Source organism: Rathayibacter iranicus NCPPB 2253 = VKM Ac-1602, from assembly GCF_003149025.1.
Classification (GTDB): Bacteria; Actinomycetota; Actinomycetes; order Actinomycetales; family Microbacteriaceae; genus Rathayibacter; species Rathayibacter iranicus.
In genome coordinates this window covers 60,416-76,814 of the sequence record NZ_QGDV01000002.1, presented here as the reverse complement: position 1 = coordinate 76,814, position 16,399 = coordinate 60,416, and the positions used below count along the sequence as shown (strand labels likewise).

The window sequence follows — 16,399 nt, the reverse complement described above, 5'->3', positions numbered from 1 at the left end:
GTTATCTGGATTCCGTCCAGCAAGCGCGTTATGGTGGCCCGATGATCGAGACTCTCGTTGCGGGCGACTCCGCTGACCCCCTGGACTACCGCGACGGCTGGGATCTGCAGCGCCGCCTCCATGCCGAGATCGCCGCCGGAGAGCGACCCGACACTCTCGTTCTCTGCGAGCATGCCTCCGTCTACACGGCAGGCAAGCGCACAGAGCCGCACGAACGCCCGGATGACGGCTCCCCCGTGGTCGACGTTGACCGCGGTGGCAGGATCACGTGGCATGGCCCTGGCCAACTTGTCGGCTATCCGATTGTGCGGCTGCGCGAACCGGTCGACGTACTCGCTTACGTCCGCTCGCTGGAGGGGATGCTGATCGACGTACTCGAGGACCTGGGCGTGCACGGCAGCCGCGTCGATGGGCGCTCGGGCGTCTGGGTCGTGCGGCCGGACGGCGCCAACAAGATCGCTGCGATCGGGATCCGCGTAGCTGGCGGCGTCACAATGCACGGCTTCGCACTCAACGTCTCGAACAGCCTCGAGCCCTACTCCCGGATCGTCGCCTGCGGCATCGCAGACGCGGGCGTGACCACGGTGGCGCGGGAGCGCGGCGAAGCGCCGGCGATGGACGTGGTGCGGGCGCGGGTGCTGGCGAGATTCGCCCAGGCGGCGCCGGCCTTTGCGGCGTCGGCGGAAAACACTGCCGAGGTGCGCCGGAACGCCTCCGGAGTCGCCGCGTGAGCGCCGAGGTGGGCGGCCGCAAGCTGCTGCGACTCGAGGTCCGCAATGCCGAGACGCCCATCGAGCGCAAGCCAGAGTGGATCCGCACGAAGGCCACGATGGGACCGGAGTACCGGCAGTTGCAGTCGCTCGTGAAGAGCGAGGAGCTGCACACGGTGTGCCAGGAGGCCGGCTGTCCCAACATTTTCGAGTGCTGGGAGGACCGGGAGGCGACATTCCTGATCGGCGGTGCGCAGTGCACGCGGCGCTGCGACTTCTGCCAGATCGACACCGGCAGGCCGGCAGATTACGACGCCGACGAACCGCGACGGGTCGGCGAGTCGGTGGCGCGGATGAACCTCCGCTACGCGACCGTCACCGGAGTCGCGCGTGACGACCTGCCCGACGAGGGCTCCTGGCTCTACGCGGAGACGATTCGGCAGATCCATTCCCAGGCGCCGGGGACGGGCGTCGAGATCCTCGTGCCCGATTTCACGGGGCGCGCCGAGCACCTCCAGCGGGTCTTCGAGGCGAAGCCGGAAGTGTTCGCGCACAACGTCGAGACGGTGCCGCGGATCTTTAAGCGCATTCGTCCGGCGTTCCGTTACGAGCGCTCGCTCGACGTGCTGACCCAGGGCCGGGAGGCGGGGTTGATCACGAAGTCGAACCTCATTCTCGGAATGGGCGAGGAGCGCGAGGAAATTTCGCAGGCGTTGCAGGACCTCTACGACGCCGGAACGGACATCGTGACGATCACGCAGTACCTCCGCCCGACTCCGCGGCACCTGCCGGTGGATCGCTGGGTGCACCCGGAGGAGTTCGTCGCGATCAAGGAAGAGGCGGAGGACATCGGCTTTCTCGGCGTGCTCGCGGGGCCGCTGGTGCGCTCCTCCTACCGGGCGGGGCGCCTCTGGGCGCGCTCGATGGAGTCAAAGGGCCTGCCGGTACCGGAGCATTTGCGCCATCTGGCCGACGCGGCGCTCGGCTTCTCGCAGGCGGTCTAAGGCCTCCGCGGGATGCCTCGTGAGTACGCTCCGCTCGGCGTGTCGCGTACCGAAGTGGCATCTCGCGGCAGGAGGGCGAGCGGGTCAGGCGACGAGCTGCTGGGCGAACACGTGGGGGGTGAAGCCGGTGAGGTCGCCGATGCCCTCGCCCTGACCGACGAGCTTGATGGGGATGCCGGTGCGCTCCTGCACGGCGAGGACGAAGCCGCCCTTCGCGGAGCCGTCGAGCTTGGTGATGACCAGGCCGGTGACGCCCGCGTGCTCGATGAACGCCTCCGCCTGACTGAGGCCGTTCTGACCGGTGGTCGCGTCGAGCACCAGCAGGATCTCGGAGATCGGGGCCTGCTTCTCGATGACGCGCTTGATCTTGGTGAGTTCGTCCATGAGGCCGCCCTTGGTGTGCAGGCGCCCGGCTGTGTCGATGATCACCATCTCGATGCCGTTGTCCTTCGCGAACTGCACGGTTTGGAAGGCGACGGAGGCCGGATCTTGACGCTCCTGCTGCGGGCGGACGATCTGCGCGTCGGCGCGCTGCGCCCAGGTGGCGAGCTGATCGACGGCGGCCGCGCGGAAGGTATCGGCGGCTCCGACGACGACGCTGCGGCCGTAGTTGCGGAGGAACTTGGCGAACTTGCCGATGGTGGTCGTCTTGCCGACGCCGTTCACTCCGACCACGAGGATCACGGCGGGGCGCTCGCTGAGCTTCAGCGTCGTGTCGTACTTGGACAGGCGCTCCTCGAGGGACTCGCGGAGCATTCGCTGGAGGTCGCGGGGATCGGTCGTGGAGTAGCGGGCGACCTTCGACCGGAGGTCGTCCACCATTTCCTCGGTGATGTCGGGACCGAAGTCCGCCGTAATGAGGGCCGTCTCGAGGTCGTCCCAGGTCTGGTCGTCGATCGTGCGCTTCTCGAACAGTCCGCGCAGTGCGCGACCGAGTGACCAGGAAGTGCGTTCTGCCATGCGTCCAGGCTACCGGCGTCGCCGCGGCCGAGTCCGCGTGCCGAGAAGGTACTCGACCCGTCCCACGACCGCCTGGCGGCCCAGACCCGGGTGGCGGAGCCACAGGAGCACCAAAGCGGCCATCGACACGAGGCGCTCTGTGACAAGGCGAAGCGGAGGCACATCTCGCCGGAAGCCGAGCGCCACGTCGAAGGATCGCTCCGCCGCCCTCGGGTGCACCCGCACGCCGCGGATGTCATTCATGAGGTTGCTGCCGTGGACGACCTGCAACCACAAAGGTTCGGCGCGGATGGAGCGGACGGGAGCGTGCTCGCGCGCACCGCCGTGCCGGCCGTCCTGAAACACCGTGCGAGGCCAGGCCGAGGGGGTGCGGGTCTCGACGAAGCTGAGAAAAGGGTTCGACGCGTAGTCGTACCGATAGATGCGACCGGAGCGCTCGAGCTGGAGGCCGCGGGTGGCGTTGAGGTAGAGACCATCGGCGTCGAGACCGGCGGCGATTGCCGTCGTCGCCTCGCGCTGAACGGTCTCGACGAAGCGGATCCCCAGCGCGTCGTCGCTGTCGAGCCGGGTGGTGAGGAGGGGCGAGGCGGAATCGCTCCCGATGGCACGCCGGACGGCGTCCACGGTGAAGGGGCCGGAGAGGTAGACCGGCTCGAACGGGCCGGCGGCTGCGGACATCCGCTCGCGCAGCCAGGTGGGAGCGCGGTCATCGAGGAAGACGAGCCAGCGGAACGACTGGACGGATTGCGACTCGAGGGAGGCGATCGTCGCCTCCTCGAAGAACGCCCACCGGTAGCGCAGCCAGTCGTCGGAGGCCGGCGGCTGCTCGGGCACGAAGACGACACTAAAGCGGGTCAGGATGACGTGATCCAGGGGCGGCACGACGTCACGGTAGTCGAATGGGTCGCTGCGGCCGACCGGTGGCGTGACGGGCGGCGCACTCACGAATGCGGCGCCGCCACGCGCTGGCCGACCACCGCCGACACGCCGTCTTGGCGCATTGATACGCCGTAGAGCGCGTCCGCGATCTCCATCGTCCGCTTCTGGTGGGTGATGACGATGAGCTGGCTCGAGATCCGCAGGGTCTGGAAGATGCTCAGCAATCGGCCGAGGTTTGCGTCGTCCAGCGCCGCCTCCACCTCGTCCATGATGTAGAAGGGGCTCGGCCGCGACGTGAAGATCGCCACCATGAACGCCACCGCCGCGAGCGAGCGCTCCCCTCCCGAGAGCAGCGACAACCGTTCGATCTTCTTGCCTGCGGGGCGGACCGCGACCTCGATCCCTGTCGTGAGCAGGTTCTCCGGGTCGGTCAGGCGGATGCTGCCCGTGCCCCCGGGGAAGAGGACGGGGAACACCTCGGCGAACGCAGCCTGCGTGTCGTCGAAGGCGGAGGCGAAGACCGTCTGCATGGTCTCGTCGAGTTCGCCGATGATGGTGAGCAGGTCGCGGCGAGTGCTGGTGAGATCGGCGAGCTGTTCCGTGAGAAACACGTGCCGCTGCTCCAGCGCCGCGAATTCTTCGAGGGCAAGCGGATTCACGCGTCCCAGTTGGCCGAGCTGTTTCTGGGCCTTTTCGAGGCGCCGCCGCTGCTCCTCGCGGACGTAGGCCCGCGGCTCCTCGTGCTCGCCCGTCTCGTCCGGGACGCCGACGTCCGGCCCGTACTCGGCCACGAGCACGTCCTCGCCCAGTCCTAGCTCGGAGCCGGCGCGTTCCAGGAGTCCGGTGAGCTGGAGCCGCTTCTCGTAGATCTGCAGCTCGAGCCCGTGCACGCTCTCAGTGACGGACTGGAGCCGGTCGCGCAGGGCGGCTTCCTCGCGACGGAGCGTGTGCAGCTCGGCGTTGTGCTGCGAGCGGGCTGCTTCGGCGGCGACGAGCTGGGCGCGCGCCTCCTGCACGGAGCGGTCGACGGCGGCGAGGACGGCCGGGAGCGCGGCAGTCACCTCGGCGGCGGCGTCTTGCTGGCGGCGGCGGATCACGGCGCGGCGGGCGGCCTCGTCGGCGGCGGCGCGATCGGCGGCGAGTTGCCCGGCCAGAGCCTCGCCGCGGGACTGCTCCGCGCGCACGCGCTCCTGTGCCGTCTCGACGGCGAGGCGCGCCTCGATCTCGCGCTCGCGCGCGGCGTCCACCTCGCGCTGGAGGCCGTCGCGGGCGCTGGCGTCGAGGACCGGCCTCGGGCACGCGCGGGCGGTGTCGAGCGCGCTCCTCGCGTTCTGCGCGGCGGTTTCGGAGTCGCCGACCCGCTCCAAGGCGGTGGCCAACGCCTTCTCGCCGCGGCCGTGCTCGGCAGTCGCCGCCTCCAGTTGAGCGCGTACCCGCCCGAGGCGCTCCGTGTGGGCCGCCCGCGCGGCGTCGTGCTCGCGGAGAGCGGCGAGGGCGAGCGTCGACTGCTCCTTCGCGGACCGCAGCACGCCGGTCTGCTCGCCCAGCTCGAAGCGGAGGCGGCCGATGCTTGTCTCCACCTCCTCCAGTCGGCTCGCGGCGAAGTCGCGCTCCGAGACGAGTTCGATGCGACTGCCCTCTCCGCCGGACCCGGCGCTGAGCACGACATCCGAGACCACCGCACCCTCGCGGGTGACGAGGAGGAGATCGGATCCGCCGAGGACTGCGCGGAGGCGGCGCGCAGTGGCGATATCGTCCACCACGAGCACGCGCTCCAGGAGGGACAGGACCCCGGGTGGAGCGGTAACGAGTTCGCCGGCACGGATCGCGCCGTCGGGGACGTCAAGGTCGAACGTTGGGCGGGCGGAGTCGGCGACCAGCAGCTCGACGCGGCCGAGTTCGCGGTCGAGGGCGGCGTCGAGCGCGGCGTCGGCCTGCACGGTCGAATCAACGAGCACGGCGTCGGCGATCGCGCCGAGCGCGGCGGCGATGGCAGCCTCGTAGCCGCGACGCACCTGGATTCGCTCGGCCACCCTGCCGCTGACGCCGTCAAGCCGGGCGGCGATCAGCTCGGCCGACCCGTCGGAGACGTCGAGGGCAAGGGAGAGGGCACTCGTGCGGCCGGCGAGGGCCTCGCGCTCGCGCTCCAGCGCGTGCAGCTCGTCACGGAGCCGCTCGATCTCGCGCTCCGCCTCGGACACGGCCACCTGGGCGCGCTCGTAGCCCTCGTCGAGGGCGCCGTCCGGGCCGCGGCCGGTCTCGCCGATCTCGTCCTCGAGTGCCTCCAGGGTGCGCCGGGCAGCGCCCCTTCGCTGCGCCGCGGAGTCGAGTGTGTTCTGAGCGCGCAGGACTTCCCCCCGCACCGACGCCAGACGGGAGGCGGCAATGTCGGCCTGACCGGTCAGCGTGGAGAGTTCGAGGTCGTAGCGGGAGACGAGGGCGGACTGCACGGCGATCTCTTCGTCAACCGCGTCGAGAGCGGACCGGGCGGCAACCGTGCCACGCTGGGCCGCGATCCAGGCCGCGTTGGCGTCGAGCACGCCCTGTCGCAGGCGCTCCACCTCAACCCTGACCTCCTCGAGCTGCTGCACGGTGACCCGCGGTGCGGTCTGCGGCTGCTCGGACTCGAGTTCGAGCAGTGCGAGCCGCTGCCCGGCGAGCGCCGACAGATTGCGCAGCCGCTCCTGCACCGACTCCAGCTCGAAGGTTGTGCGCCGCGCGTCGTCTACAGCGTCGCCGATCATCTCCGCCTCGATCCGCGCCATTCGCAGCGTCGCCTGCTCCAGCTTCTCCTGCAGGACGACGCGCTCGCTGTGCCGCTCGCTCTCGGAACGCGCGAAGCCGTCGAGCGCCGCGCGTAGTCCGACCACGTCGTCGGCGAGAAGCCGCGCCCGGGCATCGCGGACAACGGCCGCGATGGTCTGCGCGTGCCGGGCCACCTCCGCCTGGCGTCCGAGCGGCTTCAACTGGCGCCGGATCTCGCCGGCGAGGTCGGAGAGGCGGGTCAGGTTCGCCTGCATGGCGTCGAGCTTGCGGAGGGTCTTCTCCTTGCGGCGGCGGTGCTTGAGGATGCCAGCGGCCTCCTCGATGAAGCCGCGCCGCTCCTCCGGGGTCGCGTGGAGTACCGCATCGAGCTGCCCCTGCCCGACGATCACGTGCATTTCGCGGCCGAGACCCGAATCGCTCAACAGCTCCTGCACATCGAGCAGTCGGCAGCCGCGCCCATTGATCGCGTACTCACTCCCACCGTTGCGGAAGAGCGTGCGGGTAATCGTTACCTCGGTGTACTCGATCGGCAAAGCGCCGTCGGAGTTGTCGATCGTCAGCGACACTTCGGCGCGACCCAGAGGACCGCGGGTGGAGGTGCCCGCGAAGATGACGTCTTCCATCTTGCCGCCGCGGAGGGTTTTCGCGCCCTGCTCCCCCATCACCCACGCGAGCGCGTCGACCACGTTGCTCTTGCCCGAGCCGTTGGGGCCCACGACACAGGTGACACCGGGCTCGAAAGCGAACGTGGTCGGCTGAGCGAAGGACTTGAACCCCTTGAGGGTCAGGCTCTTCAGGTACACCCGGTCGCCTCGCTCCCATCCACAACGCTCCTACGGTAGTCGATGGGGTGGCGCCGGGCCGATGTGTTCGCAACCGAGGTCGAGAACGCGAATAACGGCGCGAACGGGCACTTTTGGCACTTTCCACCTCGGTTGCGAACAGGGCAGCGCTCGACGCCGGGCCCAGACCTCGATCCGGGGGCGACGAACCCGGCGTCTGACCTGAACGGCTGGCGTGCAGACTAGGGAGGTGAGCCAGGCTTCAGACCCGCAACCACGTCTCCCCGAGCGGCTGGGCGTGACTCTGCCGGTCGATCCCGGGCCCCCGCTGACCGACGCCGAGCGCGAGCGGTTCGCGCGGCAGATCCGCCTCGCGCCGATCGGCGAGCTCGGACAGCGGCGGCTGCGCAACGCGCGCGTGCTCGTGCTGGGCGCGGGCGGGATCGGCTCGCCCGTGATCACGGCGCTCGCCGCGGCGGGCATAGGGCGGCTGGGCATCGTCGATGCAGACGTGGTCGAACTCTCGAATTTGGCACGGCAGACGGCGCATGACGACTCCGCGATCGGTCTGGCGAAAGCGGAGTCGGCCGCGGCGACCGCGCGGCGGCTCTCCCCCGGCATTGATGCGCGGGCATTCCCCGTCGCGCTCACCTCGGCCAGCGCGGACGAGCTGGTCGCCGGCTGGGACGTCGTGGTCGACGGTTTCGACACGTTCGGCGCCCGCTACCTCGCCTCCGATGCAACCACTCGGGCCGGAGTGCCGCACGTCTGGGGATCGGCGCTCGGCTTCGACGGGCAGCTCTCGACGTTCTGGGCGCAGGCGCCGGGCGGCGGAGTCACGCTGCGCGCCCTCCATCCCCAAGCCCACGACGCGGCGGACAGCTGCGCGACGGTCGGGGTGCTCGGGGCGCTGTGCGCGACGATCGGCTCGGCGATGGCGGCCGAGGTGGTGAAGCTGGTGACCGGTGTCGGGACGCCCCTGTTCGGCCGGATACTTTTGCACGACGCGCTGGATGGGTCGTGGAGCGAGCTGGCGTTGGCGCGGAGCGTTCCTCCGGTCGCTGCGGTGCGTGCGACCGCTGGCTCGATCACGGCGGCGCAACTGCGGGTGCGGCTGGCGGGACCCCAGCCTCCGACGGTGGTCGACCTGCGGGAGGACGACGAGGACCGCTCGGTGACGGTCCCAGGCGCGGTGCGGATGCCGATGTCTCGCTTCGACCCGCGGGCGCTGCCTACCGGCCCGCTGGTGCTGCATTGCGCGTCGGGCGTGCGCTCACGACTGGCCGCGGAGCGTGCGGCGGAGGCGGGAATCGCGGCCGATTCGCTCGCGGAGGGCATCGCCGGCTGGGACGCCTGAGGACCGCGTCAGCCGCCCGCGAATGGCGGCAACACGTCGACCGAGGCGCCCGCCGGCAGTGGCGTCGCACGGTCGGTCGTCGAGACTCCGCTCACCAGGAATGTGCAGCGGGCAAGAATCGGTGCCGCGGCAGGCGAGGAGGCGACCAGGTGCGCCTCCAGGGCAGCGAGGTCCGTGAGGGAGTCGAAGTCGTCGTCGGCACGGCCGAGAGCGGCCTTCGCCGCGGCGAAGTAGCGGACCCGCACGCTCATCCGCCGATCGCGCTCATCGTGCGCTCGGGCTGGACGAAACCCGCCCGGTTCATCTCGTGGCCCGCGGGCTTGGCCCACATCGCGCCGCGCCAGAGCTGCGCGACCTCGTGGTCATCGACGCCGGCGCGCATCGGGCCGAGGAGATCGGTCTCCTCGTTCGAGAAGAGGCAGCTGCGGACTCCTCCCTCCGCAGTGAGGCGGGTGCGGCGGCAGTCGGCGCAGAAGTTCTCGGTGACCGAGGCGATGATCCCGACGTGACCCAGAACCTCGGTGCCGCCCGCCTCCCGCACGTCGAAGAGTTCGGCGGGTGCCCCGTCGCGCGGGGCGGAGTGCGGGCTCAGCGCGAAGCGCTCGGACAGGAGGGCGCGGATGCCGGCGGCCGTGATCATGGTCGAGCGGTCCCAGCCGTGGTCGGCGTCGAGCGCCATCTGTTCGATGAAGCGCAGCTGGTGGCCGCCGGCCAGAGCCCAGGCCAGCAACTCCGGCGCCTCGTGGTCATTGATTCCGGGCAGGAGGACCGCGTTGATCTTGGTCTGCTTCAGACCCGCCGGAGCGAGCGCGTCGATACCAGCGAGAACGCGATCAAGGAACGGGCGCCGAGTGACCTTCGCGAACGTCTCGGCGCAGATGGAGTCGAGCGAGACATTGACGCGGTCCAGGCCCGCCCCGGCGAGTGCCTCCGCCCGTCCGGCAAGTCCGATGGCGTTCGTCGTGAGCGAGATCTCGGGGCGGGGGTCGAGGGCAGCGACGTCGCGGATGATGTCGACCAGATCTTTTCGCAGCAGCGGCTCCCCGCCGGTGAAGCGGATTTGGCGGACACCGAACTGCTCGACGGCGATCCGCGCCAGACGCACGATCTCGTCGCGGGTGAGCAGCGACGCGGGCGGGAGGAACGGGAGTCCCTCGGCGGGCATGCAGTATGTGCAGCGCAAATTGCACTTATCGGTGAGCGAGATCCGCAGGTCGTCGGCGACGCGTCCATAGGTGTCCAGGAGGAGCCCCGTCGCGGGACGCTCGGCCGGGAGGACGGCGTCGCGCTGTCGGGGCCGGATCCCGGGGATCCCCAGTGCTGTACTCATCCGTTCACACTACGCCGCAGAAAGTGGCCGCGACCCGGCAAGATGGACTCGGCCCGTCCGCCGGTCGGGCGTCCCGCTCGAGAGGACACGATGAGCTCAATCGACGTGCATGGCGCCCGAGTGCGGGCTCTGCTCGCTCCGTTGGCGACGCGGGGAGCCCACGAGACGCTTGTGCTCGATCCGGCCGCCGTCTCTGCCGACCCGGGCGCCTACGACCGCCGGGTGCTCGCCCGCTCGGTCACCTCTCCGCTTGACCTGCCGAGCTTCGACAACTCGCAGATGGATGGTTTCGCGGTGCGCGCGATGGACGTTGCCGCCGCGACACCCGAGCAGCCCGTGTCGTTGCCGGTCGCAGCGCCGATCCCCGCCGGCGACCGGGCGCCACGGCACGCGCACGGCTCCGCGACGCCGATCATGACTGGCTCGCCGCTGCCCGCCGGGGCCGACGCGGTCGTGCCGGTCGAGCGCGTCGATCCGCCGCGATTCCCGGCCGAGGGGAGCGTCGCCTTCGCGCATCCGGTGGTCCCCGCGACCTTCGTGCGCGCCCGGGGCAGCGACGCTCGCGCAGGCGAACTGGCCCTGCCCGCCGGGACGATCCTCCGCGCGGCGCACTACGGCCTGCTCGCCTCGCTCGGGTTGACCGAGGTGGAGGTACTTCCGCGGCTGCGGGTGCTGATCGTGCCAACCGGGAACGAGATCCGACCCGCCGGAGCGGTACTGGAGGACGCGCAGATCTACGACGCGAACGGCGCTTTGCTCGCCGAGGCGGTGCGCGAGGCGGGTGGGAGGCCGATCGTCGCGGCGTGCACGAGCGACCGGACCGACGAACTGCTCGCGCTCCTTGAGGCTCACGCGGCGGAGGTCGACCTCGTGATCACGGTCGGCGGAGTCAGCGCCGGCGCCTACGAAGTCGTACGCGACGCGCTCGGCCCGGCAGGGTCGGAATTCGGACACGTCGAGATGCAGCCCGGTGGTCCGCAGGGGCTCGGCCTGGTGCGGGTGGCCGAGGGCGTGCACCTGCCGGTCGTCTCGCTCCCGGGCAATCCGGTGAGCGCGCTGGTGTCGTTCGAGGTGTTCCTGCGTCCGGTGCTGCGCTCGCTCGCGGGTCGCGTGCCGGCCGAGCGGCCTCGGCTCCGGGCCAGGCTCGGCGCTGCTCTGGAATCGCCCGCACATCTGCACCAGATCCGTCGCGGGGTCCTCGATGACGAGGGCCTCGTCCATCCCGTCGGCGGGCCGAGTTCGCACCTGCTGGCCTCGTACGCGCGCTCGACGGCGCTCATCCATATCCCGGTCGGGATCGACCACGCGGCGACCGGCGACACGGTCGAGATCTGGAGGATCGATGACTGAGGGCCACGAGCTCACGCATGTTCGCGGCGACGGAGCAGTGCACATGGTCGACGTGAGCGCCAAGGAGGTGACCGCGCGCACCGCGGTCGCCGAGGGGTACGTCGAGACGACGCCGGAGGTGGTGCGGCTGCTCGCGCAAGGCGAGTTGCCCAAGGGTGAGGCGCTCGGTGTGGCTCGGATCGCCGGAATTCTCGGCGCGAAGGCGACCTCGACGCTGATTCCGCTCTGCCACCCGCTTGCGCTCGACGGCGTCGACATCGACCTGGAGCCGCAGGACGGCCGGGTCCGCATCGAGGCGCGGGTGCGCACCAGCGGACGCACGGGAGTCGAGATGGAGGCGCTGACCGCGGTCAGTGTCGCCGCGCTGACCGTGTACGACATGATCAAGGCCGTCGACCGCGCTGCGGTCATTACCGGCATCCGGGTGCTCGCGAAGGCGGGCGGGAGGAGCGGCTCGTGGACGAGCGAGTGAGCAAGGAGCAAGTGAGCAGGGAACAGACGCGGCGGGCGGTGGCGATCGTCGCCTCCACCCGGGCCGCGTCCGGCGTGTACGAGGACCGAACGGGGCCGGCGCTGCGAGCGTGGTTCGAGGGGCGGGGCTGGGAGTCCCGTGTGGTGGTGGTCGCGGATGGTGACGCAGTTGGCGAGGCGATCGCCGACGCGATCGGCAGCGGGATCGACGTGGTGGTGACCACAGGCGGGACCGGCGTCGCCCCGAGCGACGTCACTCCCGAGCAGACCGCGCCCCTTGTGGAGCGGGCGCTGCCGGGACTCGCCGAGGCGGTCAGGGCGCGCGGATCGGGCCAGGTGCCGACCGCGGTGCTGAGCCGCGGGCTGGCGGGTGTCAGCGGCCGCACCGTCGTGGTGAATCTGCCCGGCTCGCCAGGCGGGGTGCGCGACGGGATCGACGTGCTCGACCCGGTGATCGGGCATCTGCTCGACCAGCTCGGCGGCGGCGATCATGTCCGCTGAGCCCGTCGCCCTCACGCGGCTCTCGGCCGAGCCGATCACGCTTGACGAGTGCGAGCAGGCGGTCCACTCCCCCGCACACGGCGCCGTCGTCACCTTTGCGGGGGTGGTGCGCGACCACGACGAGGGGCGCGGGGTCCTGAGGCTTGCCTACGAGGCGCATCCCGATGCCGGCGACGCGCTGCTCGCCTCCGCCGGGCGCATCGCACAGCGTTGGCCCGAGGCGCGGATCGCCGCCATGCACCGGGTTGGCACGCTGGTCGTTGGCGAACTGGCGCTGGCGTGCGCGGTCGCGTCGGCGCACCGGGCGGAGGCGTTCGAAGCCTGCGCAGCGCTGGTGGACGACATTAAGGCGACGGTGCCGATCTGGAAGGAACAGGCGTTCCACGACGGCACGTCGGAGTGGGTCGCCTCGCTGGGGTGAGCGCGGGGGAAACACTCGTGTCACATGCGTGGGGTTCACTGGAGGAAGGCCGACGACGAGGGTGGACGGGAGGTGCGGCATGGATCTGACGACGATCCAGCGCGTCCGGGTAGTGCGCGAGCGCGGCGAGCTGGCGGCGATGGGGCCACGCTCCGCGGTGATCGGCGGGGGCTCGTGGGTATTCTCGCTCCCCCACGACCACCTCGATGAATTGTTCGACCTGCACGGCTTGGGCTGGGAGCCGATCCGTCAGACGAGCCAGGGGCTTTCGATCGCGGCGACCTGCACACTCAGCGAGCTGGCGGCGATGCCCGATGCGGGCCACGCCGCGCATCCGCTCTTCTTTCAGTGCTGCACGGCCCTCCTCGGGTCGTTCAAGATCTGGAACGTCGCGACGGTCGGCGGCAACATCGCCAACGCCCTGCCCGCGGGTCCGATGATCAGCCTTGCCGCCGCGCTCGAGGCTTCCGCTCTCCTCTGGCGCGCCGACGGTTCGGACGTGCTGGTGCCGGTCGCCGACCTGGTCACCGGGAACATGCGCACCACGCTCCACCACGGTGACGTGATTCGCTCGATCGAATTCCCGCGGGCCTGCCTCGCGGCCCGCACCGCGTTTCGCAAGACGGCGCTCTCGCCGCTGGGCCGCTCGGGTGCCGTGGTGATTGGGCGCCTCGACCCGGACGGCGGGTTCGTCCTGACGGTGACCGCGGCGACGGTACGGCCGGAGGTGCTCCGCTTCGGTGAAGCCCCCACCGCCGCCGACCTCGGCGACGCGGTCGACGGCATCGAGACCTGGTTCACCGATCCACACGGCGCAGCCGACTGGCGCCACGCGGTCGTGCGGGTGCTCGCCGAGGAGATTCGCACCGAACTGGCGGGAACTCTCGTATGAGGTTCACGGTGAACGGCGAGCAGGTCAACGCCTCGCCCCGGCCGGGTCAGGTCCTGCGCACGCTGCTGCGCGACCACGAACACTTCGAGGTCAAAAAGGGCTGCGACGCCGGCGATTGCGGTGCCTGCTCCGTCCTGGTCGACGGCACGCCGTTCCACTCGTGCCTCTACCCCGCGTACCGGGCCGAGGGTCGCGACGTCACCACCGCCACCGGTCTGGGCACGGGAGGGGAGCCGACCGCGGTGCAGGAGGCGTTCGTCGACGCCGGTGCGTTCCAGTGCGGCTTCTGCACCGCCGGGATGGTCGTCACCGCCACCGCGCTCGAGGGCGTCTCGGTCGAGGACGTGCCGCGACTGATGAAGGGCAACCTGTGCCGGTGCACGGGGTACCGAACGATTCAGGAGGCGGTGACCGGGGCGTGCGCGTCCGGCGATTCCGGCACAGTTCCGGCGGCGCGGCTCACCGCCGTCCGGCGCACCGGGCGCCCTTCCGCCGAGGAGTCACAGGTGGGCCGCTCGCTCGGCGCACCGGCCGGACGCCGAATCGTGCAGGGCCGCGAGCCGTTCACTCTCGATGTCGCGGTGCCCGGACTGCTGCACCTGAAGGTGCTGCAGAGTCCTCATGCGCACGCGCGCATCCGCTCGATCGACACCGACGCGGCCCGCTCGCTTCCCGGCGTGACCGCGGTGCTCACCGCCGCCGATGTGCCCGACGTCCTCTACTCCTCCGCGCGGCACGAATCGCGACTCGACGACCCCGACGACACCCGCATGCTCGATACCGTGGTGCGGTTCCGCGGCCAGCGGGTCGCCGTCGTGGTCGCAGACTCGGTGGGTCAGGCCGAGGCAGCCTGCCGCCTGATCGAGGTGGACTACGAGGTACTGCCCGCGGTTTTCGATCCCGAGGAGGCGCGCTCGCCCGGCGCTCCGCTCCTCCACGCCGAGAAAGACCCGATCGCCTCACGGATCGCCAGGCCCGACGCAAACGTGGTGGCAGAGTTGCACGGCGAGTACGGCGACGTGGCCGCGGGGCTCGCCGAGGCCGATGTGGTCATCGAGGGCCGCTACCGCACATCCCGCGTCGCCCACGCCGCGCTCGAGACGCACGGTACGATTGGCTGGCTCGAGGGCGACGAGCTGGTACTGCGGACCTCGACGCAGGTGCCGTTCCTGGTGCGCGACGAGATCGCGCGGATCTTCGACCGCGAGCCCGCGAGCGTCCGCGTCTTCACGGCGAGGGTCGGCGGAGGCTTCGGCGGCAAGCAGGAGATCCTCACCGAGGACGTGGTCGCGCTCGCGGTCCTCGCCACCGGCCGGCCGGTGCAGTTCGAGTTCACCCGGAGCGACGAGTTCACGATGGCGCCGTGCCGTCATCCGATGCAGGTCGACGTCACCCTTGGCGCTCGAAGCGACGGACGGTTGACCGCGCTGGCGGTGGACGTGCTCTCGGACACGGGCGCCTACGGCAATCACGGGCCCGGCGTCCTGTTCCACGGCACTTCGGAGTCGGTGGCCGTCTACTCCGCGCCGAACAAGCGCGTCGACGCGCAAGCGGTGTACACGAACAACCTGCCCTCGGGTGCGTTTCGCGGATACGGGCTGGGCCAGGTGATCTTCGGCATCGAGTCGGCGATGGATGACCTCGCGCGCACGCTGGACATCGATCCGTTCGAGCTGCGGCGGATCAATGCGGTGCGGCCCGGCGAGCCGCTCGTCGTGACGCACGTCGAGGGCGACGATATCGGCTTCGCCTCCTACGGACTCGACCAGTGCCTCGACCTCACCGAGGCGGCCCTCGACAGCGGCTCCGGCTCTCCCTCCCCCACCGGACCGGGTTGGCGGACGGGGCAGGGCATGGCGCTGGCGATGATCGCGACGATCCCGCCGCGAGGCCACTTTTCGGAGGCGACAGTCACCATCGACGCAGAGGGTCTCCTCACCGTCGGGGTCGGTACGGCCGAGTTCGGCAACGGTACGACGACCGTTCACACCCAGCTCGTGGCAAGCGCCTTCGCAGCCTCCGCCGACCGGGTGCGCCTGCGCCAATCCGACACTGACGCCGCTCGCTACGACACCGGCGCCTTCGGCAGTGCGGGCACGGTCGTGGCGGGAAAGGCCGTCTACGCCGCGGCGACCAGGCTGCTGGCCGATCTGCGCTCGCTCGCCAAGCGACTCACCGGACACGACGACTTCGAACCGGATGACGACGGCCTGATCGCCGCGGACGGCACCCGGGTCGCGTTCGCCGATCTCGTGACGGCGGCGGGCGGACCGGTGACGGCGACCGGCACCGAGGACGGTGCGCAGCGCTCGCTCGCCTTTAACGTGCAGGGGTTCCGCGTGGCGGTCCACGAACCGACTGGCGAGGTGCGGATCCTGCAATCGGTGCAGGCAGCCGATGCGGGGTTCGTGATCAACCCGGCGCAGTGTCGCGGGCAGGTCGAGGGCGGGGTCGCACAAGCGATCGGCACGGCGCTCTACGAGGAGGTGATCCTCGACGGCGAGGGGACAGTCACCACGGCGATCCTGCGGAACTACCACATTCCGCAGATGGCGGACGTGCCCGAGACCGAGGTGTACTTCGCGGACACCTCGGACGACCTCGGCCCGTTCGGTGCGAAGTCGATGAGCGAGGCCCCCTACAACCCCGTGGCACCGGCATTGGCCAACGCGGTGCGCGACGCACTCGGTGTACGCCCGTACGAGCTGCCACTCTCCCGCGATCGCCTCTGGCGGCTCCTGCACCCCCGCGCCGCCCCGGTCACGACGGTCACCGCCGAGGCTCCCCCGGGCTGACCGCGTAGTCCTGCAAGGTGAGAAGCGGATGCACTGCCGTGGCCGCGGTGTCGCTCTGTGACGAGGCCGCCGCGTTCGCAACCGAGGTTAGATGCTCCGAATCGCCCCGTCCCGGACCCGACACCCGCTGTCGACCTCGGTTCCGTGCACCTCAGAGCCGCGACCCGAGGTCCGCGCTTGT

At 70.7% G+C, this 16,399-nt stretch carries 14 protein-coding genes; 9 read left to right on the top strand and 5 right to left on the bottom strand.

Annotated elements, in window-relative coordinates:
- Positions 1-41 precede the first annotated feature (41 nt).
- On the top strand, positions 42-731 hold the full coding sequence (lipB, locus tag B0H03_RS02880; RefSeq protein WP_104354270.1) for a lipoyl(octanoyl) transferase LipB: 690 nt from the start codon (positions 42-44) through the stop codon (positions 729-731).
- On the top strand, positions 728-1,714 hold the full coding sequence (gene lipA / locus B0H03_RS02875; protein ID WP_181075027.1) for a lipoyl synthase: 987 nt from the start codon (positions 728-730) through the stop codon (positions 1,712-1,714). Before lipB ends, lipA begins: the two co-directional genes overlap by 4 nt.
- Before the next feature lie 84 nt (positions 1,715-1,798).
- Here the strand turns inward: lipA and ftsY are convergent, their stop codons facing one another.
- The 3 genes from ftsY to smc are packed head-to-tail and all read right to left on the bottom strand — an operon-like array spanning position 1,799 to position 7,122.
- A complete protein-coding gene (gene ftsY, locus B0H03_RS02870; RefSeq protein ID WP_104264629.1) occupies positions 1,799-2,674 on the bottom strand; it encodes a signal recognition particle-docking protein FtsY in 876 nt (291 codons plus the stop codon).
- Between the two features lie 9 nt (positions 2,675-2,683).
- A complete protein-coding gene (locus tag B0H03_RS02865) occupies positions 2,684-3,619 on the bottom strand; it encodes a glycosyltransferase (RefSeq protein WP_164860184.1) in 936 nt (311 codons plus the stop codon).
- A complete protein-coding gene (smc, locus tag B0H03_RS02860) occupies positions 3,616-7,122 on the bottom strand; it encodes a chromosome segregation protein SMC (protein WP_104264627.1) in 3,507 nt (1,168 codons plus the stop codon). Before smc ends, B0H03_RS02865 begins: the two co-directional genes overlap by 4 nt.
- Positions 7,123-7,351: 229 nt before the next feature.
- Here smc and B0H03_RS02855 point away from each other — a divergent pair, with 229 nt between their 5' ends.
- Positions 7,352-8,458 (top strand): ThiF family adenylyltransferase, encoded by a 1,107-nt coding sequence (locus B0H03_RS02855; protein WP_241560391.1) that lies wholly within the window; start codon positions 7,352-7,354, stop codon positions 8,456-8,458.
- An 8-nt stretch (positions 8,459-8,466) separates the two neighbouring features.
- Here B0H03_RS02855 and B0H03_RS02850 read toward each other — a convergent pair whose 3' ends face one another.
- Complete coding sequence (locus tag B0H03_RS02850; protein ID WP_104264626.1) at positions 8,467-8,709, bottom strand: MoaD/ThiS family protein; 243 nt, start codon at positions 8,707-8,709, stop codon at positions 8,467-8,469.
- On the bottom strand, positions 8,706-9,788 hold the full coding sequence (moaA, locus tag B0H03_RS02845) for a GTP 3',8-cyclase MoaA (RefSeq protein WP_104264625.1): 1,083 nt from the start codon (positions 9,786-9,788) through the stop codon (positions 8,706-8,708). The genes B0H03_RS02850 and moaA overlap by 4 nt, the downstream gene beginning before the upstream one ends.
- A 90-nt stretch (positions 9,789-9,878) precedes the next feature.
- Between moaA and B0H03_RS02840 the strand changes: the two genes are divergently transcribed.
- The 6 genes from B0H03_RS02840 (at position 9,879) to B0H03_RS02815 (ending at position 16,218) form a co-directional block, all read left to right on the top strand.
- The gene (locus tag B0H03_RS02840; protein ID WP_104264624.1) at positions 9,879-11,138 is read left to right on the top strand and encodes a molybdopterin molybdotransferase MoeA; all 1,260 of its coding nucleotides are present in this window, start codon (positions 9,879-9,881) and stop codon (positions 11,136-11,138) included.
- Complete coding sequence (gene moaC, locus B0H03_RS02835; RefSeq protein ID WP_104264623.1) at positions 11,131-11,610, top strand: cyclic pyranopterin monophosphate synthase MoaC; 480 nt, start codon at positions 11,131-11,133, stop codon at positions 11,608-11,610. The genes B0H03_RS02840 and moaC overlap by 8 nt, the downstream gene beginning before the upstream one ends.
- Positions 11,611-11,621: 11 nt before the next feature.
- Positions 11,622-12,110, top strand: a complete 489-nt coding sequence (locus tag B0H03_RS02830; protein ID WP_104264738.1) for a molybdenum cofactor synthesis domain-containing protein — start codon at positions 11,622-11,624, stop codon at positions 12,108-12,110.
- Positions 12,100-12,531 carry a molybdenum cofactor biosynthesis protein MoaE gene (locus tag B0H03_RS02825; RefSeq protein ID WP_104354272.1) on the top strand — a complete coding sequence of 144 codons (432 nt, stop codon included), beginning with the start codon at positions 12,100-12,102 and terminating at the stop codon, positions 12,529-12,531. Before B0H03_RS02830 ends, B0H03_RS02825 begins: the two co-directional genes overlap by 11 nt.
- Positions 12,532-12,610: 79 nt before the next feature.
- On the top strand, positions 12,611-13,423 hold the full coding sequence (locus B0H03_RS02820) for an FAD binding domain-containing protein (RefSeq protein ID WP_104264621.1): 813 nt from the start codon (positions 12,611-12,613) through the stop codon (positions 13,421-13,423).
- The gene (locus B0H03_RS02815) at positions 13,420-16,218 is read left to right on the top strand and encodes a molybdopterin-dependent oxidoreductase (protein ID WP_104354273.1); all 2,799 of its coding nucleotides are present in this window, start codon (positions 13,420-13,422) and stop codon (positions 16,216-16,218) included. The genes B0H03_RS02820 and B0H03_RS02815 overlap by 4 nt, the downstream gene beginning before the upstream one ends.
- Positions 16,219-16,399: the final 181 nt, after the last annotated feature.